This is a genomic window from Fertoeibacter niger (assembly GCF_009380135.2).
GTDB lineage: Bacteria > Pseudomonadota > Alphaproteobacteria > Rhodobacterales > Rhodobacteraceae > Fertoeibacter > Fertoeibacter niger.
This window is the reverse complement of record NZ_WHUT02000015.1, coordinates 41,893-64,710: the sequence shown is the minus strand read 5'-3', so window position 1 is coordinate 64,710 and position 22,818 is coordinate 41,893. Positions and strand designations below refer to the sequence as shown.

General features: G+C 60.3%; 22 protein-coding genes and 1 pseudogene. 8 read left to right on the top strand and 15 right to left on the bottom strand.

The features are described 5' to 3' along the window. Positions 1-269: 269 nt before the first annotated feature. From GEU84_RS19005 to GEU84_RS18995, 3 genes are read right to left on the bottom strand one after another with little or no spacing between them, the layout of a single operon-like run. Positions 270-671: a PIN domain-containing protein gene (locus GEU84_RS19005; RefSeq protein ID WP_174539999.1), complete on the bottom strand. Its 402-nt coding sequence runs from the start codon at positions 669-671 to the stop codon at positions 270-272. Further along, the gene (locus GEU84_RS19000; protein WP_152828553.1) at positions 668-925 is read right to left on the bottom strand and encodes a type II toxin-antitoxin system Phd/YefM family antitoxin; all 258 of its coding nucleotides are present in this window, start codon (positions 923-925) and stop codon (positions 668-670) included. The genes GEU84_RS19005 and GEU84_RS19000 overlap by 4 nt, the downstream gene beginning before the upstream one ends. A gap of 55 nt (positions 926-980) precedes the next feature. Beyond that, positions 981-1,373 (bottom strand): DUF6441 family protein, encoded by a 393-nt coding sequence (locus tag GEU84_RS18995; RefSeq protein WP_241427772.1) that lies wholly within the window; start codon positions 1,371-1,373, stop codon positions 981-983. A 50-nt stretch (positions 1,374-1,423) separates the two neighbouring features. Here GEU84_RS18995 and GEU84_RS18990 point away from each other — a divergent pair. Then, positions 1,424-1,639: pseudogene (locus tag GEU84_RS18990) on the top strand (IS3 family transposase); the annotation flags it as partial. 43 nt (positions 1,640-1,682) lie between these two features. Here GEU84_RS18990 and GEU84_RS18985 read toward each other — a convergent pair. The 4 genes from GEU84_RS18985 to GEU84_RS18970 form a co-directional block, all read right to left on the bottom strand. Continuing rightward, the gene (locus GEU84_RS18985) at positions 1,683-2,585 is read right to left on the bottom strand and encodes a sugar phosphate isomerase/epimerase family protein (protein WP_152828554.1); all 903 of its coding nucleotides are present in this window, start codon (positions 2,583-2,585) and stop codon (positions 1,683-1,685) included. A 56-nt stretch (positions 2,586-2,641) separates the two neighbouring features. Next, positions 2,642-3,580 carry a 3,5-dioxohexanoate:acetyl-CoA acetone transferase gene (gene kce / locus GEU84_RS18980; RefSeq protein WP_152828555.1) on the bottom strand — a complete coding sequence of 313 codons (939 nt, stop codon included), beginning with the start codon at positions 3,578-3,580 and terminating at the stop codon, positions 2,642-2,644. 17 nt (positions 3,581-3,597) lie between these two features. Next, positions 3,598-4,485 (bottom strand): VOC family protein, encoded by an 888-nt coding sequence (locus tag GEU84_RS18975; RefSeq protein WP_152828556.1) that lies wholly within the window; start codon positions 4,483-4,485, stop codon positions 3,598-3,600. Positions 4,486-4,555: 70 nt separating this feature from the next. Beyond that, positions 4,556-5,404: a fumarylacetoacetate hydrolase family protein gene (locus GEU84_RS18970; protein ID WP_152828557.1), complete on the bottom strand. Its 849-nt coding sequence runs from the start codon at positions 5,402-5,404 to the stop codon at positions 4,556-4,558. A gap of 104 nt (positions 5,405-5,508) precedes the next feature. Between GEU84_RS18970 and GEU84_RS18965 the strand changes: the two genes are divergently transcribed. From GEU84_RS18965 to GEU84_RS18955, 3 genes are all read left to right on the top strand, one after another. Then, positions 5,509-6,216 carry an FCD domain-containing protein gene (locus tag GEU84_RS18965; RefSeq protein ID WP_152828558.1) on the top strand — a complete coding sequence of 236 codons (708 nt, stop codon included), beginning with the start codon at positions 5,509-5,511 and terminating at the stop codon, positions 6,214-6,216. 31 nt (positions 6,217-6,247) lie between these two features. Next, positions 6,248-7,153 (top strand): LysR family transcriptional regulator, encoded by a 906-nt coding sequence (locus GEU84_RS18960; protein ID WP_152828559.1) that lies wholly within the window; start codon positions 6,248-6,250, stop codon positions 7,151-7,153. Between the two features lie 258 nt (positions 7,154-7,411). After that, positions 7,412-8,527, top strand: a complete 1,116-nt coding sequence (locus GEU84_RS18955; protein ID WP_152828560.1) for an alcohol dehydrogenase catalytic domain-containing protein — start codon at positions 7,412-7,414, stop codon at positions 8,525-8,527. 278 nt (positions 8,528-8,805) lie between these two features. Here the strand turns inward: GEU84_RS18955 and GEU84_RS18950 are convergent, their stop codons facing one another. From GEU84_RS18950 to GEU84_RS18915, 8 genes are all read right to left on the bottom strand, one after another. Continuing rightward, positions 8,806-10,527, bottom strand: coding sequence for an ABC transporter permease (locus tag GEU84_RS18950; protein ID WP_152828561.1), 1,722 nt, complete (start codon positions 10,525-10,527; stop codon positions 8,806-8,808). Positions 10,528-10,536: 9 nt separating this feature from the next. Then, complete coding sequence (locus tag GEU84_RS18945; RefSeq protein ID WP_152828562.1) at positions 10,537-11,790, bottom strand: ABC transporter ATP-binding protein; 1,254 nt, start codon at positions 11,788-11,790, stop codon at positions 10,537-10,539. After that, the gene (locus GEU84_RS18940; RefSeq protein ID WP_152828563.1) at positions 11,787-12,764 is read right to left on the bottom strand and encodes a shikimate dehydrogenase; all 978 of its coding nucleotides are present in this window, start codon (positions 12,762-12,764) and stop codon (positions 11,787-11,789) included. The genes GEU84_RS18945 and GEU84_RS18940 overlap by 4 nt, the downstream gene beginning before the upstream one ends. Positions 12,765-12,801: 37 nt before the next feature. Continuing rightward, a complete protein-coding gene (locus GEU84_RS18935) occupies positions 12,802-13,887 on the bottom strand; it encodes an ABC transporter substrate-binding protein (protein ID WP_152828564.1) in 1,086 nt (361 codons plus the stop codon). Between the two features lie 166 nt (positions 13,888-14,053). Next, the gene (locus tag GEU84_RS18930; protein ID WP_152828565.1) at positions 14,054-15,013 is read right to left on the bottom strand and encodes a sugar phosphate isomerase/epimerase family protein; all 960 of its coding nucleotides are present in this window, start codon (positions 15,011-15,013) and stop codon (positions 14,054-14,056) included. Then, positions 14,982-15,893, bottom strand: coding sequence for an alpha/beta fold hydrolase (locus GEU84_RS18925; protein ID WP_152828566.1), 912 nt, complete (start codon positions 15,891-15,893; stop codon positions 14,982-14,984). Before GEU84_RS18925 ends, GEU84_RS18930 begins: the two co-directional genes overlap by 32 nt. 68 nt (positions 15,894-15,961) lie before the next feature. Then, complete coding sequence (locus GEU84_RS18920) at positions 15,962-16,582, bottom strand: nuclear transport factor 2 family protein (RefSeq protein ID WP_152828567.1); 621 nt, start codon at positions 16,580-16,582, stop codon at positions 15,962-15,964. Beyond that, positions 16,579-17,196: an NADPH-dependent FMN reductase gene (locus GEU84_RS18915; protein ID WP_152828568.1), complete on the bottom strand. Its 618-nt coding sequence runs from the start codon at positions 17,194-17,196 to the stop codon at positions 16,579-16,581. The genes GEU84_RS18920 and GEU84_RS18915 overlap by 4 nt, the downstream gene beginning before the upstream one ends. 640 nt (positions 17,197-17,836) lie before the next feature. On the opposite strand from GEU84_RS18915, the gene GEU84_RS18910 reads away from it, so the two are divergent. The 4 genes from GEU84_RS18910 to GEU84_RS18895 all read left to right on the top strand — a co-directional run bounded on the left by GEU84_RS18910 (position 17,837) and on the right by GEU84_RS18895 (position 22,742). Continuing rightward, positions 17,837-18,457 carry a 2Fe-2S iron-sulfur cluster-binding protein gene (locus GEU84_RS18910; protein ID WP_152828569.1) on the top strand — a complete coding sequence of 207 codons (621 nt, stop codon included), beginning with the start codon at positions 17,837-17,839 and terminating at the stop codon, positions 18,455-18,457. A 1-nt stretch (position 18,458) separates the two neighbouring features. Further along, positions 18,459-19,472: an FAD binding domain-containing protein gene (locus GEU84_RS18905; protein WP_152828570.1), complete on the top strand. Its 1,014-nt coding sequence runs from the start codon at positions 18,459-18,461 to the stop codon at positions 19,470-19,472. Beyond that, positions 19,465-21,663, top strand: coding sequence for a xanthine dehydrogenase family protein molybdopterin-binding subunit (locus GEU84_RS18900; protein WP_217438609.1), 2,199 nt, complete (start codon positions 19,465-19,467; stop codon positions 21,661-21,663). The genes GEU84_RS18905 and GEU84_RS18900 overlap by 8 nt, the downstream gene beginning before the upstream one ends. A 383-nt stretch (positions 21,664-22,046) precedes the next feature. Beyond that, positions 22,047-22,742 (top strand): TetR/AcrR family transcriptional regulator, encoded by a 696-nt coding sequence (locus tag GEU84_RS18895; RefSeq protein ID WP_338144838.1) that lies wholly within the window; start codon positions 22,047-22,049, stop codon positions 22,740-22,742. Positions 22,743-22,818 lie beyond the last annotated feature (76 nt).

Sequence of the window (22,818 nt, the reverse complement as noted above, 5' to 3'; positions counted from 1 at the left end):
GGCGCTCGTCGTTACGAGCGTTTGATCTTAGTAAGAAGTCGTCGAACTGTCGCGTTATACACAAGTAGGGCAATCGAAACTCACCCCTTCCACGCCCCCAGGATCGCCCCGGGCACAGTTTTCTACAACGGGCCCGAGCATCCGGTGATCGCGACGTTGCCCGCATCGTGGGTCGGCCAGCGCCTCGTTTCCAGATCCCGGCTTCTTGCATTGAACCAGGCGCTCAGCGACGAAGACCGATTGCCGGTGATTGGGCTTCAGATGCCAGATTAACGCTCGTCGCGGCGCGGTGAGGCAAGCCTCACATCGGTCTTGCCGAAATCGTCCCCGACGAAAAGAAGGGGGCAGTTTCGTTCAGCCGCCAGCCCATAGGCAAAGCAATCTCCGAAGTTTAGCGCAGCTGGATGGATGCCTTTTCCCCAAGTCCGATAGGCCGCCGCTACGGCATCGGCCCCTGACTGTGTCACGGTGACAACTTCAATTCCCAGCCCTTCGATCAGCTGCTGCATTTCGGTGCCCACCGAGCGGCGATCAGCGACGATCATGGCCTCGGCGAGCGTTCCCGCCGAAATGCACAGGGCTTCCGCTTCATCGAGAACCTGCATCACGATGTCGGCGTCGGGCTCGCCCAGAAGGATTGCCATTAAGGCCGAGGTATCAACGGCGATCACTTCGGCAGGCCATCGTCATCATAGAGGAAGTCCTGGCTGCGGGCGGCACTCGCCCCAGCCATGATCTTCGCCATGGCGCTGCGCTGGGCAGCTTCCATGACCGCGCGGCGGCGATCGCGTGTCACCGCAGGGACGACGGGAACCAGCCTGACGGCAGCTTTGCCATGCCGTGTCAGCACAACTTCATCTCCCGCCTCGGCGCGGCGCACGAGTTCGGTCAGATGGCCCTTGGCCTCGGTGATGGAAATCTGCATGGTGGCCTCCCGTGATGGGCATAATATGGACTATCATATGGTCCAAATCAAGCCGTCACCCCTTCCACGCCCCCAAGATCGCCCCCGGCAGCCGCGCCGTCGCCTCCCGCGCCAGCCGATCGAGGTCCAGCTTCTTCGGCATCTTCACTTGCCGCAGTCGTAGGAACTCCGGCACCGTCTGCGCGCCGGTAAGGATGCCATCTCGGCGCCGACGCCCGCCCTTGGCTGCGGCGAGCCCCCGGCTGTTGAGCGGCACATCATCGACAACCAGCAAACTGGGCCCATTGCGGCGATAGACAAACCGCAGACGCATGCCGGTGCGTTGTTCCCAGCGCCAGGGGGTGATGCGCTGGCGGCCGAGACCGGTGATGCCCGCGGCGGGCAGGGGGATGGCGAGCCAAAGGCCATCCTTGCCGCGGATCAGCACGCCGCCGTCGAAGGCGTGCAGGATGTCGAGCGCCTTTGTCCAGACGAGGCTGGCGGCGCGAAGGTTGGAATGACAACGCGCTTGCCGAGACGATCAACGGGTTGTTCAAGGCTGAGGTGATCCATCGTCGCGGCCTCTGGCGCAGCTTCGGGGCCTTCGAATACGCAACGCTGGAATGGGTGGACCGGTTCAACAAACGCCGTCTGCTTGAGCCTTTCGGGAACATCCCGCCCGCAGAAGCCGAAGCCAACTACTACGAAACGCTGGAAACTGAACCCATGGCCGCGAAACTAACGTCAATCAGCCTCCGGCAAACCCGGAGCGGTTCAGTCAGGAGCGGCCGCAATCCGACGGGATCCTTGCCTCCGCGTCTGCGTCCAGCCTGGCCAAGAGGGCCTTGCTGCGATCAAGCGCGATCCTTACCCAGTCCTTCTTGTCCACATGGGCGCGGGTTATTGTCGGGATCTCCACCGAGACGGCCGCGGCCTGCGGCATCAGACTCGCCAGGCCCACCAGATCCAGGGCCCCCTCGCCCGGCAGCAGTCGTTCGTTCCGGCCGGCGTAAAGAATGCCCTCCGGCGTGGCGGGCATTTCTGCCGGAGCATCGCAGATCTGCCAATAGTTGATCATCGCATGCGGGATTGCACCGATATCCTCAAGCGGACTGTCGGTGCGGGCGACGTGGATGGCATCGATGAGGATACCTGCGTTTGCCATCCCGGTCGCACGGACGATCTTGAGCGCGTCCCGTGCATTGGCGACTCCTCTGGTGGGGACAAACTCCAGATCGGCGGTCAATCTGTAGGGGGCAATCACCTCGCACAGACTGCAAAGAGAATCGACAACCCTCGAATGATCACCATCGATGCAGGTTATGAGGAGCGAACGGGCACCCAGTTCACCGGCCGCCTCGATGATGGATGATAACCCCTGCACATCGAAGGCCTCGTCGATAAGAATACATTCGATCTCATGAACAGTCGTTCCCGTCGCGGCAATGATTTGCCTGACCTCCCTCAGGGCCGCAGAGCCTGGCGGAAGCGTATAAAACGTTCCCCCGGGCGTGGACGGTGCCAACCGGATACCCACCGCATCATAACCGGCATCGGCAGCCATCGGGATCAGCGCCGAAGGCGCCATGGACAGCGCCGTCAGTTGGCCCAGGTGAAACCGTCGCTTTTCAGACATTTCAGAATTCTCCCAGAACATGACATTGCGCCATGACGGCAGCATACAGCCGCGTCATCGTGCCTTGGGTTGGTGAATGGACGAAGCTTCCATCTGATGTTTCAGAAGCCCACCAGATCGCTTCCTTTCAGCGCCAGCATGGCCCGCGCCTCGGCTGGCGTCGCGATCTCATGGCCAAGCTCTTCCAGAATGACACGAATCTTTCTCACCTGCTCGGCATTGCTTTGGGCGATCTGGCCGCGTCCGATGTATAGCGAATCCTCCAACCCGACGCGCACAGACCCGCCCAACAGCGCCGATTGTGTGGCAAACGGCATCTGGTTTCGCCCGGCGGCCAGAACCGACCAGCGATAATCATCGCCGAACAGCTTGTCGGCCGTGCGCTTCATGAACATCAGATTTTCCAGATCCGCGCCGACACCACCAAGGATCCCGAAAATCATCTGCACGAAAAACGGAGGTTCAACCAAGCCACGGTCAACGAAATGGGCCAGATTGTAGAGATGGCCAATGTCATAGCACTCGTGCTCGAACCGGGTTCCGTGCTCTTGCCCCAACGCCTTGAGGATGTTCTCGATGTCACGGAACGTGTTCCTGAATATGAAGTTGTCGGTGCCACGCAGGTAGGGTTCTTCCCAGTCGTGTTTCCAGGCCGAATAGCGATCGGCCAGCGGGAATATTCCGAAGTTCATCGACCCCATATTGAGCGAGCACATCTCGGGCTTGGCGGCGAGAGGCGCGGCAAGCCTGTCTTCAAGGGTCATGTTCAGGCCACCGCCCGTCGTGATGTTCAGCACGGCGTCGCTTGCCTGTTTTATCCGGGGAAGAAACTCCATGAACACCTTCGGGTCCGGGGACGGGCGGCCATCCCTTGGATCACGGGCGTGAAGGTGGATGATGGACGCACCCGCCTCTGCCGCCTCGACGGATTGCTTTGCAATGTCGTCGGGGGTGATCGGCAGTGCATCCGACATTGTTGGGGTGTGAATTCCACCTGTGATTGCACAGGTGATGATGACTTTACTGGATTTTTGTGCCATGCGCGGGATCTCCCAAATCAGCCTTTGGCAAGGTCGAACTGGAATTTCACATCCCAGGCGCTCAACTGCTCCAGCGCCCAGCGTCTGGGCGTCATCGGAAGCTCCTCATGCCAGGGCCGGGGTTCGAACTGATGCAACTCCGGCAGGTAGATGTCCATGTCGGTGTAGAGTTCGATCAGATGGCTGTCAGGATCGTAATGATAGGCCGCAAGATTGTGCCCGGCTGTATGGCGCGACGGGCCCCATTCGGTCTGAATTCCGGACGCGCGCAGAAAATCGGCACAGCGCGGGTGTTCGGCATTTTCGTGCAGCTGAAACGCAATGTGATGAATCTTCGTCACCGGCGCGTTCAGGATGTTGATGACGTGATGCTCATGATTGCAGGTCATGAATGTCGCCACGTCGCCGATCCAGTCGGTCACCGCAAAGCCGAGAACGTCGCGATAAAAGGCAATCAGCCGCTCTGCATCAGGTGTGATCGTCGCAATATGGCCCAATCGCAGCGGAGCAATGCCTCTGCGGGAGAAACCGGGAACGGGGTTCTCGATTGCACCGTAGAACTGAAGGATTTGGCTTCCCGGCGCCTCGACTTCGACAAGGTCTGCAACTCCCGGCTGAGCGTCGGACTTCCGCTCTGCCTTGGTGCCTGCATCGCGCATCATTCCGGCAAACTCCGCCAGATCGGTTCCGGCGTTCAACTGGTATCCGATATTGACGAAGTTTCCGTCACCCGAGGTCGGGTGCAAGACCACATCGTGATGCGCCATGCCCACACTCAGGTAGGCTGCACCCGTGTCGTCCCGCTCGACCTCGGTCAGGCCGACCTTTTCAACGTAATAGTCGTGCGCCTTGGAAAAATCGGATGTGCCTAGTCCGATGTGGCTGAGTTTGAAGACCTTGGGCATGTGTTCCTCCGTCCATGCGTGGCCGATGTGATCGGAGCCGTGCGACGGGCACCGACAGATTGCAGCTTAGCTATTGTGCGACAACCGGGTTGCGCAGTGTTCCGATCTTGTCGATGCTCACTTCGCAGACATCGCCCGGCGCCATGAACAGCTGCGGCTTGCGCGCAGCGCCAACGCCCGAGGGCGTGCCGGTGACGATGATATCCCCCGGTTCGAGCCGCATTCCGATGCTGAGGAGCGAGACCAGTTTCCGAACGCTGAAGATCATGTCGTCTGTGTTGGCATCCTGCACGACCGCGCCGTTGAGGCGGGTCTGGATGCCAAGTCCCGTAGCGCCTTCCGGCAATTCATCCGAAGTGACGAAGTAGGGGCCAAAGCCGCCGGTTCCGTCAAAGTTCTTGCCGACCGTCCATTGCGTGGTTCGCAGCTGAAAGTCGCGGACAGAGCCGTCATTGAAGACTGAATAGCCGCAGACATGATCCAGCGCGTCGGCTTCTGCAATCTCTCGGCCCGCCTTGCCGATGACGGCGACGAGTTCTCCCTCATAGTCGAATTGCGTCGACACAGCGGGGCAGATCAATGGCGCGCCATGTGCAACGAAGCCGCCGGGGAACCGCGCGAAGATCGTTGGAAATGACGGGGTTTCCATTTTGCTTTCCGATACGTGATCGGCGTAGTTCAGACCCACGCAAAGAACCTTTCCCGGGCGGGTGAGCGGCGGGCGAAACGCAACCGTTGCGGGATCCACCGGGCTGCCATTTGCCAGGGCGTCGGCGGCTATCTGCAGTGTGCCCTGCATGATGATCTCGTCCAGCGTGCCGGGAAAGCCCGCATGGCAAGACAGCAGACCCAGAAACTGCCCCGATTTCTCGATCGCCAGGCCGACTGTGCCGTCAACTTCATAGCTCAGGAATCGCATTCCCGTCCTCCGCTTCCGATGATTCGCTTGATCCATGATGTGGCATAAAATGTATTTTATCAACCAAAAGATATTTTACAGCCACCTTGTCAGGTGCTAGGCTGGTGGCACGCCTCCTCGTACATCAGGAACATCGCGTGCATAAAAGCATCACGTCTCGCACTTATGAACGGCTTCGCAACGCGATCATCATGGCAAGGTACCGCCCGGGAGAGAAGCTGGGGATCGATGCGCTGAAGGTCGATCTGGACGCCAGCCTCGGTGCCGTCCGCGAGGCGCTTGCGGCGCTGTCATCCGAGGGTCTGGTCAGGGCCGAACCGCAGCGGGGCTTTTCAGTGTCGCTCATCTCGCGTCAGGATCTTGTTGATCTGACCGAGGCGCGGATGTCCATCGAGCTGACCTGTCTGGAATCCGCAATCACGCATGGCGATCTTGACTGGGAAAGCCGCGTTCTTGCGTCGGGTCACAGGCTTGCAAAACTCACGCATAGTCTGGACGAAACGGTCCCCGAAGATGTGTTGCTGTGGCATCGGACGCATGAGGCGTTCCACAACGAAATCGCATCCGCCTGTACCAACCAATGGTGGCTGAAGCTGCGCCGGCAACTTTTCGTTCAATCGGAACGCTATCGCTGTTTATCCGGGCCGATCGCGAACCCCAACCGAGACATTGAAGCCGAACATGACAGAATTGCGAAAGCTGCAATCGCGCGCGATACGGATACTGCGAAAAGCCTGATGCGCGACCATCTGCAGACAACTGCTGAAATCCTTCTCAACTCGAAGCTCAGCATATGGGAGGGTTCGCAGTGACTTCCGACAGCAGCAAGCCGCACAGGCCAGGATGAAGCTTTCTCATTTTCGTCATGTGGTGGCGGTCTCGGAGCAAGGAAGCCTGCGTGCAGCGGCGCGACACCTGAATGTCGAACAATCGGCGATTTCGCGCAGCATCAGAGAACTGGAAAATGAATTGGGCACGCCGCTGTTTGAGCGGCACGGTCGAGGGGCGATTCCGACGAAGGTCGGCGAGAGTTTTGTCAACCGGGCCATCCATATCCTTAACGAAGTGCGACGCGCCAGCGATGAAGTGGAACAGGTTCGGGGCGGGTATACGGGCAAGGTTGTGGTCGGCCTGTCCACGGTTGCGCATATCGTTCTGTTGCCCAAGCTGCTTGAACCCTACCGGCGGCGTTATCCCGATGTTCAACTGGATGTCGTCGAGGGGCTTTTTCCAAGCCTTCAATCCAGCATTCTTGCTGGATCAATTGACTTCTACATCGGGCCGCCGCCGGAATACTCCATCCCGCCCGAGATGTCGCAGGAGAAGCTGTTCGACAACACCCGGCAGGTGGTGGCAAGAAAGGGGCATCCGCTCAGTCAGGCCACGTCTCTTGCCGAACTATCCGAGGCGAAATGGGTCACCACATCGATAACGGCCAAACCTGAGGAGGAATTGCGCGAGCTTTTTGCGGCCCATGGTTTGCCGCCGCCAAAGCTGGCGCTGAGGGCACATTCGGCGCTGACACTCATCGTGTCGGTTGCCTACAGCGACCTTCTGGCCATGGCACCCAGTCAGATCGTTGAGTTTCCCCTGATTTCGCACGCCGTCGTCGCTGTGCCGGTGGTCGAGGTTCTGCCCGCGCCGCCGATTGTGCTGGTTCAGCGCTTCGGGCTTCACCTGACCCCCGCGGCAGAGCTGTTTGCGGACTTTGCGCGACGGGTCGCATTGCAGAGGTATCGTCAGGGCTGAGCGACAGCCGTCCAATCCGGGAACGAAGGCGTCACACCGGCAAAAGCCTGGCGTGCTTGGCCGGTTTGGACTTCGGCAGCTTCTTCCCGGCCAGCTTGGCCCACGAACCAGAGGCGGTCGCACGAAAGGACAGCGAGGGCGCGCCCGCAAGACTACACGCCATGATTGCGTGATGGCAAGCTGCGCAGCCCCTTGAGGCAGACGGGCACGCATGGTCGCCCACAGACGCACTCCGAGTAAACCCAATGGAGCTTCGGCATGACTTTATATCCCGATACGACGACACGGATTGAATCGACGATCACTGAGGACCGCACCTTGCGGCTTGAATTGGTGCAGGCGCCGGTGCCGGAACCACGCGCTGACGAGGTTGTGGTGCGGGTCGAGGCGGCGCCGATCAATCCGACCGACATCGGCCTGATGCTCTCGGCGGCGGATGTGTCAACCTTGCAGCGCATCGGAAACGTGACGAAAGCGCGCATTCCCGAGGCAGCAATGGACAGTGTCCGGTGGCGCCTGGGGCGGGCAAAGTATCCTGGGAGCGAAGGCGCGGGAACTGTTGTTGCCGCCGGCGCCGATGCGAAGGAGCTGATTGGACGTGTGGTTGCAGTCTCGCAGCAGATTTACGCAGGCTATCGCACGCTGGGCGCCGTGGATTGCACGGTTCTTCCCGCAAATGTCACCGCAGTCGCGGGGGCCGGTGCGCTGGTCAATCCGCTGACCGTGCTCGGCTTCATAGAAACGATGCGCCTCGAGGGGCATCATGCGATCATCAATACTGCGGCCGCATCAAACCTTGGCCAGATGCTTGTTCGCCAATGTGCCGCCGAGGGCATACCGCTGGTCAGCATTGTCAGGCGACCGGAGCATGCAGAAATGTTGAAGAAAATCGGCGGCAAATTCGTGTGTGACCTCAGCAGCGCGAGCTTCGATGCCGACTTGCGTGCTGCCATATCCGCAACCGGCGCTACGCTTGCGTTCGATGCGGTAGGGGCCGATCTGACCCCGCGACTGATGACCGCCATGAACAAGGTTTTGTTGGGTCAGACACGTGTCCACAGTCAGTATGGCTCGCCCGTACGCAAGAAGGTCTATGTCTACGGGACTTTGGACGTCGCGCCGATCCCGATCCGGCGCGATCTCGGGATGGCCTGGAGCGTTGAGGGCTGGCTTCTCTACCACTTTTTGGAGCGCATCGGCAGCGCGGCCGCGGATCGCCTGCGCCGCCTTGCCGCCCAAGGCGTGACCGGTACCTTCGCCAGCCATTTCAACCGGACCATCACGCTTTCCGAAGCGATCGAACCAGCCGTCATCCGGGACTATGCTGCGCGCGCTACACAGAACAAGTTTCTGATCGTGCCTGACGGCTCATGACAGGCCGCGAATGATCCGGGGGGGGCATTTGCTTTCCGTTTGCCCCCCCTGCCGCGCAACATCGGAACCTGCTTCGTGGCGTCTGAAGGCTTCGTGCGACGCGGGATCAGGCGCCTCTGCTGCTGCGCCAATCGGGGGGCACGCCCCGCATGATCTTGAGCGTGACGCTCGTTGGTCCCCCTATCAGCGCGGTGTCAGAACGGCATCATCTCGGCCCGTTTGCGGGGCCGAGATGCAATATCAGCATGTGCTCCGTGACTGTCCTCAAACGGGAACCGTCAGTCCCGATCAATCCGGCGCGTGGTGTAGATCTGTATTGGAACGACCAGCGCACTCAAACCGACGACCAGTATCATCGCGATCGCCGAGGCCCCGGTTTGGTCCGGCATATCCCACCTGAGATAAAGCGCGGATGCCAGCACAAGGTTCTGGGAAGACAGAAGGATGAGCGGGAAGGTCAGATCCCGTACGCTGTGCGCAAGAACCCACAGCCAAGCGTTCAGAACATGCGGCCAGACCAGTGGCACAAGAACCCGGCGCAGCCCCGTCATCCAGGTCGCGCCGCACACCGCCGCTGCGTGCTCCAGCTCGTGATGAATCTGCATGAATGCAGAGTTCATCGTTCGCGTGCCGAAGGGCAGGTAGATCACGATATGCCCTATGATGATCACCCAGATCGTGCCGTAAATCGGCGAGCGCATGAACAGAAGCAGCATCGCGACTGCCATCACGATTGGCGGCACCGCCGTCGGAAGAAACGACAGCAAGTCGAGAAGGCGGCTGCTTCGCCCGCCCGAACGGACCGCAAACCAGCTGATCAGGCAGGACAGGGCCATCACAGCGGTCGAACTGATGAACACGAGGAACAAGGTGTTCTCCATCGCCCGCAGCACTGTCGGTTCAGTCAGGACTTTCGCGTAGGAGGCGAGGCTCAGATCGGCAAAGGCGGCAAAGGATGGCACCCTGTAATATGGCAGAAGACTGGTCCACAGCAGGATCAGCAGTGGCAGGATCATGACCGTGAAATACGTTCCCACGAATAGATAGGCCGCCGGCCTCCACCGCCCAAGGTCAGAGCGCCGTGGTCGGAACCCCTTGCCGGTGACGGTGCGAAACCGCTCTGCAAGCTGGATCGCACGGAAATAGAACCACATCAGCGCCAGAGCGAGCATAAGCAGGAACACGCCCAGTGCACCGGCAAGACCGTAGTTGGGAACGCCGACTTCCGGCGTTGCCAGCAGATAGATCCGGGTGCTCAGCACCGGAAATTGCGCTGTCGCACCGAGGATCTGTGGCAGGTCGAAGGTCTGAACCATCGCCATGATCAGAAAAATCGAGACACTCAGCAAGCCGGGGCGCATCAGGGGCAGTGTGATCTTGCGCACCGTGGTGCTGCGGGCGGCGCCAATGACATAGCCCGCATCCTCAAGCGAGGGGTCCATATTCCTCAGCAGGCCGCTGATCATGACATAGGCGGTCGGCACAAGGCTGAGCCCGCTGATGATGATCAGCGCCAGCGGAGAATAAGGCGACAATGGCGCCCCGGATAACCTGAAAACATTCATCAGCAAGACGTTGATAGCACCGTTTCCGGGATTGATCAGCAGGATCCATCCATAACCAAAGACCAGCGGTGGCACCGCCATCCAGGAGAACATCAATATCCGAAATAGCGTCCGTCCGCCCATGTTGGTCCGCTCGGTCAGCCACGCAATGATCATAGCGATGGTTATGCCCAACACGACACTCGAACTGGCATAGTAGAGCGTATTCCAGAAAATCCGCAGCGATCCCCGGCGGGTCAGGATGTCGACATAGTTGGCCAGCGTGTAGCCGGCATCCTGAAAAGGCAACGCACCGGGCGGCCTGAAGCTCGTCAGCACCAGCACAAACAGGGGGCCCATGACCATTGCGCTGACCAGGGCCAGCAGGATCCACTTCACATAGGTCTGTGGCGTTATGCCTGACCGGCGCATCCGCGATTGACTGACGACAGACATCTGTTCCTCCTAGCGCGTCTCGCGCACTGCTGCACCGTTCCGGGAGGCGGTTGCGCCATTGCCGATGAGACCAACGGCAGCTTGTGTCCTGTCTGATGCATCCGGATCCGGCACGACAAGACAACGCTCGGGCGGCAAAACCACCCGGATCACCTGACCAGCCGAAAGGCTCAGGTAGGGGTCAGCCATCACCTTGAGGCAATGGCCATTGATGCCAAGATCAATCTCGACGGTTTCCCCCAGAAAGCTAAGAGTCCTGATCTCACCAAGCAGGGTATTGGGGGAAACTGCGTCAACCTCGGGATCAGGCACGACAATCGCCTGTGGCCGAATGACCAGCAGAGCGCGCGAATTCGGTGCCAACTTGTGGTCCGGATTGCACCGAAGCTGTCCAAACGGAGTGTCTGCAATGGTTCCGTCGTGGTTGAGTGCTGCGGGAATGAGATTGCTTCGCCCCATGAAATCAGCTGCGAAGCGCGACTTCGGACAAAGGAATATCTGTCGTGGCGTTCCCTTTTGCATGATCCGCCCGGACTGCATAAGGACGATCTCGTCCGACATCGACATTGCTTCTGCCTGATCATGCGTCACAAAGACTGTAGTAATGCCAAGCTGCTTCACCAGCTGGCGGATTTCGACGCGCATGGTATCGCGAAGCTGCACATCAAGGTTGGACAGCGGCTCATCGAGCAACAACAGTTTGGGCTGATGAACCAGGGCCCGGGCCAAGGCAACCCGCTGCTGCTGACCGCCGCTGAGATGTGGCGAATAGCGCAAGGCAAGATGATCAAGCTCGACCAACTCAAGCGCCTCCATGACCCGCCTTTTGACTTCCGCGCTTGGAACGCGTGCGGAACCATGGACCAAAGGAAAGGCAACATTGTCGAAAACCGTCATATGAGGCCAAATCGCATAGGATTGAAAGACCATGCCCAGCTTTCGCTTGTTCGCAGGCACCGTGATGCCTTGCTGATCACTGAACACGATTTCTCCATCCATATCGATCTGCCCCGAACTCGGGTGCTGCAAACCGGCAATGCATTGCAGCGTCGTGGACTTGCCACAGCCGCTTGGGCCAAGCAGTGTGAGAAAATCTCCACGCTTGACTTCGAAATTGACCGAGTCGATGGCAATGACCGGCGACCCGCGGTCAGGGTCACCGAAATATTTCCTCAGATCGCGGACCACCAAAAGCGCCCGCTCGTCATTATCGCCCGACGATCTGGCGGTCGCCTTGTAGAGATTGGCCTTGTCCACCATCATTCTTTTCTACCTTTGCTTGCTTTTCGATGTTCGGAAAGCGCGTCCGAGAAGCGCAGGATGCGTTCAGGGTCTGCAATCACACCGCCGAACAACCTCATTTGTTCGGCAACTTGCGAGGCACTCATATGCCGCCCGTTCATTGTGCGGGCTCCAGCCTTTCTGGCCGCCTCAAGAAGTTCGGTCTCTTCAGGGAAGTAGTTCAAGTCAAGCGCCCAAAGATCCGAACGCATCAGATTCAGGTCTACTGGCGTTCCGGGGTAATGTGTCATGCCGATTGGCGTTGCATTGATGATCCCGTCTGCCTGCGCAACAAACCTGTCAATCGCATCGGCGGCTTCGACAGTCTGATCGGGAAAGTGGGTGCTCATCCGGGCGGCCAACTCATCTGCCCGACTCGATTCAGTGTCGTGAAGGGTCAGTCGGCTTGTCCCATGCTTCAGCATGGCAAATGCCATGGCCGCACCGGCGCCCCCGCAGCCAAGAATTACAACGTGGTCCGACGGAAGATCGCCCAGCCCTGCCCGGAATGCAGTCAGGAAACCCAGCCAATCGGTATTATGCCCATAGGCGCCGTCATACTTGAATACAACGGTATTGACTGCATTCAGAATAGCTGCGGTTTCAGAGATTCCATTTAAATGGGGTATGACCGCCTGCTTGCACGGATGCGTAATCACCAGGCCATTGAACCCGCAGGTCTTGGCGCCCTCCAGCACCGCCGGAAGGTCTTCGTTTTCCTTCCCCGTCAGGGACAGGTCAATCCTGCGGAAGACGTAACGTATATCAAGTGACTCTCCTTCCAGCATGTGGATTTCAGGCGCGAAGGATTCACCCAATCCCTTTCCGACGAGCCCGGCGAGCAAAGATACTGCGTTCTCTGCCCGGGCACCCGGAGCTTCTTTGTCTGATCCCATGACCATTGACCGGTGCTCCACCTGTATATTCGCGATGCGAATTGTTGAAAGCGGCGCCATGAGGTTCACTCACGGCGCCGAATAAGTGTTCAGCCTGCTACTGCTGACCGCTCATTAACAGATTGATGGCTTCCAGAACCTGCTTGGTGACATCAAGCTGTCCGATCTCGGTCAGTCTTGCATGGGTCGCGCCAGCTTCGAGGGTGGCGATCGTCATCTTGCTGAGCTCGGTCGTAAGGTCATGCGGGGGCGGGGTTGGCTCCACTGCGTCTGCGACCTTATAACCCTCGCTGACGAACCAGGCGGTGAAGAGTGCCGCGGTGTTGGGCGAGGGTGAGTTTTTCGGAACCATCAGGAACTGGATCGCGGTCGGCACATAGTCTTCCCACAGTTTGAACCGGATCGGCTCTCCATTGCGCCTGGCTGTTTCGGCGACCGTATAGCCTGTAACTCCGAACGGCACTGCCCCAGAGACGATCGCCTGCGCAATCGAGGGGGTGCCGCGTATCAGCACGGGCTGGTTTGCCATGATATCTTTGGCAAGCTGGATGGTTTCTTCGGCACCAAGGAACGGCCCAAGAATAGGAACCGGATTCAACGCGAACTGATTGAATGCAAAGCGGCCTTTGAACTTCGGATCGGTGAAGTCTGTAATCTTTGTCGGCACCTCTGATTCGTCGATCAGATCCGGATTCCAGCCAGTGCCATATGGATAGTCGAAATAGGGCAGCGCAAACCCCTTGAATTCGCTAATGATATCATTCTCCAGCTTGTCGATGCCGGGAAACCGCTCCGAGAAAATTCCGGTCCAGTCGATTTTCATCGCCAAATCCTGGGCGACCGCGACCTTGACCTCCTCTTCCGAACCCTCCAGTATATCCACCGATACGCGGCCGCTCTGGGATTCAGCCACTGTCCGCGCGACGGCCGTTGACGGGGTGATCGAGACCCAGTTGATCGTGGTTTCGAGCCCAAATTCTTGTTTGAAGGCGTCGATCACGGCGCGGTGCGTCTCGGGCTTGGTGGGGATGAGCACCCATACCTCAAGCGTTTGTTCGCTTTTTGCGGCCTCCAGAATGGCATCATAGCTGTTCGCCAACTCGTTTGCCGCAACTGGTTGGATTAGCCCCGGCAATGCCGCCAGGACAGCAGCACCGGCCATAAGCCTTTTCATAAACATCATTTCAGTCTCCTCCCTTTTATTTGATGGCACTTGACCGCTTCGCCTTCTGCGCAAAGCGGATTGAGTGTCTGACTTGGCCTCTTACTGGATTATCTGTCCATTCTCCTTCGTGATCATCCTAAAACGGGAACTGTCTTGCGACGGTATTCCGATCTGTAAACAGAGGTCAAAACCTGTAATTGCCTTCAGGACCAACCGGTCTTGAAGGCACCCGAAAAGGGTTTTCAACCCCTGCTTTGGAAAACAGCCATTCCATGGACAGCGCGACTTCCCCAGAGATTTTTTCTGCATCAAGGCGGTCCAGTTTCGCCGAAAAAATCTCGGGGCCCACGCGGTTCAGTGCACCCATGCTGTTGAGCTGCCTCAAAAGATCAACAACTGGTAGTCCTCCCTCACCCGGAAGAAGACGATGGCTCAAAGTGTCCTCGACCAGCGTCCGACCCTGTGGCACCACCGCCTCTGCATCGGTGATCTGCACCCAGGCAATCCTTTCAGCGGGAAGGCTGGCAAGAAGATCCATATCTGGATTTCCACGAAGGAAATGCCAGAAATCGAATACAATCCCGGAATTTGGCCGATCGACGGCGTCCAGTAGCTTTACGGCACTTGCAAGATCCGGAAGGCCCCAGACCGGAATGAACTCCACGTCGCACCGCATTCCAAGATCTGCCGCCCGGTCACATGTGCGGGCAAGCCCTTCACACATTTCGTCAAAGCCGACCTTGTCCGCATCGCAACTGATGATTGCGGACATGGAATTGACGCCGAGAGCCTCAGCCATATGGAAGAAATCATCCTCGGCAAAGCCGCGAAATCCAACAGGGTATTTGTTGGTATCCAGGTTGTTGGCGCGCCAGCTCTTGATCCAGCGCGCATAGGGGTCGAGGTGCGAGAGTCTCACGCCGTGATCTTCGGCGATCAGAAGCATCTCCGCCGTTGAAAGCCCTTCTGAAAGCCATTTGTTATAGTTGTAGGGTGCGATTGAAAGCATGTCGCAGCCAAGATTTCTGGCAACGATCAACTGATCCTGCAACGGCAAGGCGCGGACGGTTCCGGTCCAGAGTATCGTTGATCCAACCTTCATTTCAGCGGCCTCAATTGCGCAGGCCCGCAGGCGGACGGGCAAGAAACTCGTCCAGATGTGCGCAGAACTCTTCGAAAGCCTCCTTTACAACGAAGTGACCGCAATCCGGGATGATATGGCCGACGAAATCCGATGCCTCCAACTTCATGGCATCGCCCAGATAGTTGTTTGCACCGTGGCGACCGGCCACGGTCATCACCGGAAAAGGAAGCGGTTTTCCGTGGAAGGTTTCGGCCAGCGCCGAGTCCTGCGGCATCGCCTTGTAGAGATTGAACCCTGCTGTCATGCCGCCCGGTCGGGTATATTGGCGGGCGTATTCGGTGATTTCCTCTTCGCTGAAAAGGGTTTTACTGTAAGACCAATTGTGAAGCTGGGCGCCAATATAGGCGCGTTCGCGTCCCTCGGTCAGCATCTCCGGGAAATTCTCGGCCTGATGAAAGCCGAAGTGCCATCCCCTGCCGTCCAGTGTGTTCGGGTTTTCCTTGCCCGGAACCTGACAGTCCGACATCACCAGCTTCTCGATCCGATCGGGATAGAGGTGGGCCAGCATGTATGAGGTCTTGCCGCCCATATCGTGGGAAACGACAATGGCTTTTCCACCGGCCACTTTGTCGATAAGCTCGGCAATGTCCTTTGCGAGGTTTGCCTTGTCATATCCCGTCTTGGTGATCTCGCTGAGGCCGCAGCCCCGCAGATCGGCGGCAATGACGGTGTAGCGATCGGAGAACCGCTCCATCACATGTCGCCAAGACCACCAGGTTTGCGGCCAGCCATGCAAAAGGATCATGGGCGCACCAGAACCCATCGTGACGTAATGAAGCTGGATATCGTTGACTTCGACGAACTCGCTGCGCGCGCCTTTCGGCATGGGTCCCGGATTGCCGGTGGTCCGGTCGACGGTGTTTACTTGATCATTGCTCATGCCGAGCTCTCCTTTTCAGCGTGTCTTGATAATTTGTTGAACTTGTGCCGCGGCGAATTGCGCGGCACCTAGCCTTCTTGAAGCCACTCATCACTTTCGCGGTAGAGCTTTTCGACAGCAGCTCCGCGAAGGCCGGGCAGATCGGACAATACGGGCTGGCCCGAGTTGGATTGCATATATGCCAGGTGGCGATAACCCTGTGGGAAGCGGTCAAGCAATTCGGGTTTGATATCGACCCGCTCACCATGTTGAACAGGGTCGAGACGGTCCTTTTCATAGATCACCTGACGCCGCAGCAAAAGCCATTCGCTGCCGACTTTTTCGAACCGGTCATAAAAGCGGCCCGTACAGGTGATGTCTGAAAGGACTCCGTGAACGGGTGCGCGGGCGCTCAGAATTACTTTGGTCTGCGCGATGGCGCGATTGTCCACTATCCGCGCCTCAAAGGCACCGAGGAAGTGATGCACAATAGAACCACGCTCCCAACCCTGTTTGCTGGCCTCGATAAACTCATGCGCTGGTCCATCGAACCAGGTTGCCACCATGATTCCGTCTTTGTGCCAAAGCGCCCGCAGACCCTCCCAGTCGCCCCGATCGCGGTAGATGACCCAGCTTTCAACCGCGCGCTTGATTTTGAGGAGATCGCTCAAACGTTCCAATTCGGTCAGCTCCATCGCAATGCTATTCATGGTGCTGCTCCTTTTCCAAGTTTCACTTCTTTTATCAGGTCTTCGATTGCCTCGTCGATTTGCGACAGAGTGAAGGGATCCGTAAGGCGGCCCCCTGCAATCTTTTTGTCAATGCGGGGGATAGCGATTTGCGGTCGGATCACAACTCTGCACAGGGTGGCAGAGAGGCATTCGCGAATTGGTGATTGCGCCCTCGCGCCACCGAATTGTCCCGTTGATGCCGTCATGATGAGCGCGGGCTTTCCCTTGAGCGATGAGTTGTATGCCGGGCGCGATGCCCAGTCTAAAGCGTTCTTCAGGACACCGGGAATGCCATAGTTGTATTCCGGTGAGCAGATAATCAAACCGTCGCTTTGTTCGATTGCGGCACGTAGCGATTCTACAGCCCCCGGTGGCGTGTCCGTGTCAAGATCAGCATTATATGGCGGGATGTGGTGCAACCCGAAAATGTCCACCGAAACACGCGCTGAACAGTGATCGGCAAGGGTCCGCAATACAGCGAGATTGGCTGAATAGGTCCGGATGCTGCCGGGTATCGCAACAAGCTTTGGTTGAGACCTGACGAAGTCCTCGACGACCCTTTGCCGCGCTTCAAGACCAAAGGCATCTACCATCCAAGCGGGCCCTGATCGTGGATACGCTGGAAAGTGCGGCACTCGGGGCGCGCCACGACTTCGCGCGAAGTGTAACAGGAACCTGTGTTCCGCAGCTCTAGTGGCATAGTGCAACCTCCCAGTTCCAGACGGTCGCCCGTCTTGCACTGGGTTCAATTTTGCAGTGATGGCCTCGGTCAGATAGACAGTGTATTCAGTCAAGTGATGCGGTTTTAGCATCACTGCACGTCAGACTCGTTGGCAATAGATGACGAGGGCGGCGAGGGCGCTTGCCGAGCGGAACAGATAGAGCATCGGCACCTGTGCCAGTCCTTGTGGCGTGCAAGCCTGCGCTCGGTCTGGTGGCGCGGCCGTTAGGCTGACCCCGCCCCCCGTCGCATGGGCGATTTGGCCTTTGCCCGCGATTGCGGCGAGCGTCGGGCGCGCGGTGACCAGCGCAGCACACATAATGTGCGAGCTAACAGCCTGCGGACATCTGAGAGGATCCTGCGCGGTGTTGAGACTATCCGCGTAGCGCCCCGGTGCCGGTCCTCGCAGACTTGCAGCCGTGCTTTGTCTTGGACCAGCAAGGCGAATTTCATGCCGGATTGCCCTGTGCGGTCCGGCATCAACCAGCAAGGACAAAGGAAGTGAACTTCAGATGAGCGATAGCGAGAGGAAGACCGAACCGGTCTCGAAACGGCGGCGGAACTTTCTGATCGGCTCGGCGATGACCGGGGTCGTGCCGGTCATCGGATGGGCGGGACAGGCGCAGGCCACGACACAGGCTGCGCCGGTGGATGCGCGCGCCGCGCTGAACGTCGCGCTGCGCGTCAATGGCCGCTTGCATCAGGTGCAGGTCGATGCGCGCATGACCCTGCTTGACGCCCTGCGCGAAGAGATCGGGCTGACCGGGGCGAAGAAGGGCTGCGATCACGGTCAGTGCGGCGCTTGCACCGTGCTGGTCGATGGCCGGCGCGAACTCGCCTGCCTGACGCTGGCCGTTGCCGCACAGGGGCGCGAGGTGGTCACGATCGAAGGTCTGGCGGCCCCCGACGGCACCCTTCACCCGATGCAAGAGGCGTTCGTGGCGCAGGATGCCTTCCAGTGCGGCTATTGCACGCCGGGGCAGATCCTGTCCGCGATCAGCTGCGTCCACGAAGGTCATGCCACAAGTCCGGATCAGGTGCGGGAATACATGAGCGGCAATCTGTGTCGCTGTGCCGCCTATCCCAACATCGTCGCCGCTGTGCTGCAAGCCAGCCAGCAGATGGGAGATTAAAATGCGGCCGTTCCAGTATCTTCAACCGGCGACGCTCGCCGATGTCATCGTCGCGCAGCGGGAAGCCCCTTCGGCTGTGCCGGCAACCTTTCTTGCGGGCGGGACCACGCTGATCGATCTGATGAAACTCGGGGTGATGCAGCCCGAACGGGTTGTTGACCTGCGGCTGGCGGGGAGCGACTTCGCGCAGATCCGGTTCGACGGGGCGACCCTGCGGCTGGGGGCTTTCGCCAGGATGGCCGAAGTGGCGGATCACCCGGTGGTGGCTGCGTCATTCCCGGTCATCGCGCAAAGCCTGTCGCTTGCGGCCAGTCCGCAGCTGCGCAACATGGCGACCTTGGGCGGAAACGTGCTGCAGCGCACGCGCTGTGCCTATTTCCGCGATCCAACCTGGGCTGCGTGCAACAAGCGCACACCCGGCAGCGGCTGCGCCGCGGTTGACGGGGCGAACCGCCAGCATGCGGTTCTGGGGACCAGCAGCCAGTGCATCGCGACCTACCACGGCGACTTCGCGCAGGCGTTGATGGCGCTTGATGCGTCGGTGGTGCTGGGCGGGCCTGCGGGAACGCGCACGATCCCGTTTGCGGCGTTGCACCGTCTGCCCGGGAACACGCCCCACGTCGAGACCACGCTGCACCCCGGCGAGATCATCCTCGACTTTGTCATTCCTGCCGGGCCTTGGGCCAGCCGGTCGCTCTACCTCAAGATCCGCGACCGCCAGTCCTACGAATATGCCGTCGCGTCGGCCGCCGTCGCGGTGGCGATGAACGGCGATGTCGTGGCAGATGCCCGCATTGCGCTGGGCGGTCTGGCCGCAGTGCCGTGGCGCGCGCATGAGGCAGAGGCGATCCTGCGCGATGCCGTGCTGGACGAGGCAACCGCGACGCGGGCTGCCGAGGCTTCCTTCGCCGCCGCTGTCCCGCAGTCGCACAACGCATTCAAGATCGCGCTGGGCCGCGACACGCTGGTCCGCGCCCTGCTACAGGCCGCATCCATGGAGGTTCGCCATGACTGACACACTTTTCCCGGCTGCAACCGGCACCATGGGCCAGCCCGAGCGGCGCTATGAGGCGCGCGAGAAGGTCACCGGGTCTGCCGCCTATGCCAGCGACGTGAAACTGGCGCGGACGGCGCATGCCTACCTCGTCACCAGTTCGATCGGGCGCGGCAGGCTGCAGTCCTTCGACCTGACGGCGGCGCGGGCGCTGCCGGGCGTGATCGACATCCTGACCCACGAGACGATCGGCGACGAGATCCGGCAGACCCCGTCGATCTATGGTGGCGGATACATGGCGGATACGCTGCGTCCGCTCGGCTCTGCCGAGATCGCACATTGGGGCCAGCCGGTCGCGATGGTGGTGGCTGAAACCTATGAGGCCGCCCGCGAGGCCGCGAACCTTGTCGTCGTCAGCTATGCGGCCGAGGTTGCGCCTGTCGCGGGGATGGGCTCGTCTGTCGCAACCGGGCAGGCGCTGGACCCGATGGGCTTTGCCGTCGGTGACTTTGATACAGCCTATCGCACGGCCAATGTAACCGTCGATGCAAACTACACCACCCCTGCCCAGCACCAGAACCCGATGGAGCTGTTTGCCACGCAATGTGTGTGGGAGGCGGGGCGGCTGACGGTCCATGAACCCAGCCAGTATGTGAACAACGTCAAGTTCGGGCTGGCCGCGCAGCTTGGCCTTGATCCGTCGCGCATCCGCGTCATCAGCACCTATGTGGGGGGCGCGTTCGGGGCCAAGGGGTTTCTCACCCATCGCACGGCGCTTGTCGCGGTTGCGGCCCGGCGCATCGGGCGGCCGGTCAAACTGGTTCCAACGCGGGCGCAGGGGTTTACCGTCTCGGGCTATCGCGCGGAAACCCGGCACCATGTGCAGCTGGCGGCGACGCAAGACGGCCGGTTGACCGCGCTGCGCCACGAAGGGTGGGAGGTGACGTCACGCGCCGACACGGTCGCGATGGGGGCTGTGTCGATGACGGCACGCCTTTACGCCTGCCCGAACATCACGGCCCGCGTCAACGTTGTGGCGGCCGACCGGTCAACCCCCGGCTTCATGCGCGCGCCGGGTGAAATGCCCTATGCCTTCGCGATGGAAACGGCCCTGGACGAGCTGGCCCACAAGTTGCAGATGGACCCCGTCGCGCTGCGCCGGGTCAACGACACGCAGACCGAACCGGTCGGCGGGCTGCCCTATACCAGCCGCTCTCTGATGTTGTGCTTTGACACGGCCGCCGCCGCGTTCGGATGGCAGGGGCGACCCAGCGAGCCTGCAACGATGCGCGATGGCGACTGGCAGGTCGGATGGGGCTGCGCCACGGCGTTCTACCCCACCCACGCCGGAAACTCGGCGGCGCGGGTGCGGCTGTCGGCGGACGGACGCGTCCATGTCGAAAGCGCCGGGCACGAGTTGGGGCAGGGCATGTACACGATGATGGCACAGGTCGCCGCCGAAGAGCTGGGCGTGCCGATCGCGCAGGTCACCGTCGCGCTGGGCGATACCGACCTGCCGCCCGCCGTGGTTGCAGGCGGGTCTTCCTCGACCGCCAGCGTGGCTCCGGCGATCATGGCGGCCTGCGATGCGATCCGCAGACGTCTTGGCATTGCGACCGGCGTGCCGGCCGACGTGATGCCTGCGATGGAAGCGTCGGGCCTTGGTACGATCGAAGAGTTTACCGAGGTGCGGGCACATGGCACGGCACCGGACAGCCTACGCGGGCTGTACCGTGGCATGGCGCTGCCCGCAGGCGGGGTGCATCTGCCCGACCGCGTGCAGTTCGCGCTGGGTGCGCAGTTCGTCGAGGTGCGCGTGCATCGCCGCACGCGTGAAATCCGCGTGCCGCGCGTGATCGGCGCCTTTGCCGCCGGACGGATCATCAACCCCCGCACGGCGCATGGCCAGCTGGTCGGCGGGATGATCTGGGGCATCGGCTCGGCCCTGCACGAACACAGCGAGATCGACACCCGAAACGCCAGCTACATCAACGCGAACCTTGCGGACTATCTGGTGCCGGTGAACGCGGATGTCGCAGATGTGCAGGCCATCATGGTCGAAGAGGAAGACCGGCTGGTGAACCGTGCCGGGGTGAAAGGGGTGGGCGAAATCGGTGTCGTCGGCGTCGCCGCGGCCATCTCCAACGCGATCTTCCACGCGACCGGGATACGGGTGCGCGATCTTCCGATCCGGATCGAGCATCTGATGTAAATCAACTGCCGCCGGGCGCGTTCACGTCCGGCGGCAGCTTCTAACGGTGCCTCCAGCAGACCCAGACACCAGCGCGGCCAGCGTGTTCAGGCGACGGACCTCCCTTGCCTTGCGCGCAACCGCCCCGTCCGTCTTTTGCGCGACGGGCATGGGTGGGCCGGTCTGCAGGTCGAGGCGCCAAGCAATCCTTCCGCGACCCCGGCTGTGCCCACCGATCCGCTATGCGTTCCAAAGGGGCGCCGCGTTGTCGCGCCTGCTGCCGCCGTTCTCGTGCTGCGGTCAAGCGCGAACGGGCCTGTCTGCCCTTCAAAAAAACCCGCGTGACGACGCCCGGCCACTAGCCGCGGATCGGCAGTCTGCAAGCAAGTCCTAGGCAGAATTTGATGTTGCGGACCGCTGCTGGCATGTTTATGTATCGATCAATGCATAAAGCGGAGCGACCGACCCCATCCCCCCTGCCGCCCGACCGTGGTCGCGGTCGGCCGAGATCGTTCGACTATGACGCCGCCCTGACGGCAGCAACCCGCGTGTTCTGGACCAAAGGCTACACCGCAAGCTCGGTCAGCGATCTGACCGCAGCGATGGGCATCGGCTCGCCCAGTCTTTACGCCGCGTTCGGATCGAAGGACGCGCTCTATGCCGAAGCGATCCGGCACTATCAGGAAAAATACGAAGCGCTGGTCTGGGAAAAGTTCAACGCGGCGGCAACGGCGCGCGAAGCGGTCGAGTCCTTGCTGCGCGACTCTGCGGCGGCCCTGACGGGCAGCCTTCTCGATATTCCGCGCGGATGCATGGTGACGTTGTCGTCCGTCAGCAGCGAAGGCAATGCCGAGCTTGGTGAGATCGTGAAAGCCGCGCGCGCAGGTCTTGGCGCTCGTCTGCGGGCGCGTTTTGATCGCGCGGTCCATGAGGGTGAGCTTCCGCCCTCGGCCGATACTGTGGCACTCGCCCGGTTCGTCCAGATGGTCCAGAACGGCATGTCCATTCTTGCGCGTGACAACGTGAGTCGCGCAGAACTGGAGGCGGCGGTGGACGTCGCGTTGGCCGGATGGGACGCAGCCACGGGCAAGGGCGCATAGCCGCGTCGTCCGTCCGATCCGGATCGGCAGGATGCCCCTGAACCGGATGAGAGAAGCGTCTTGCCAAGGCTTGACC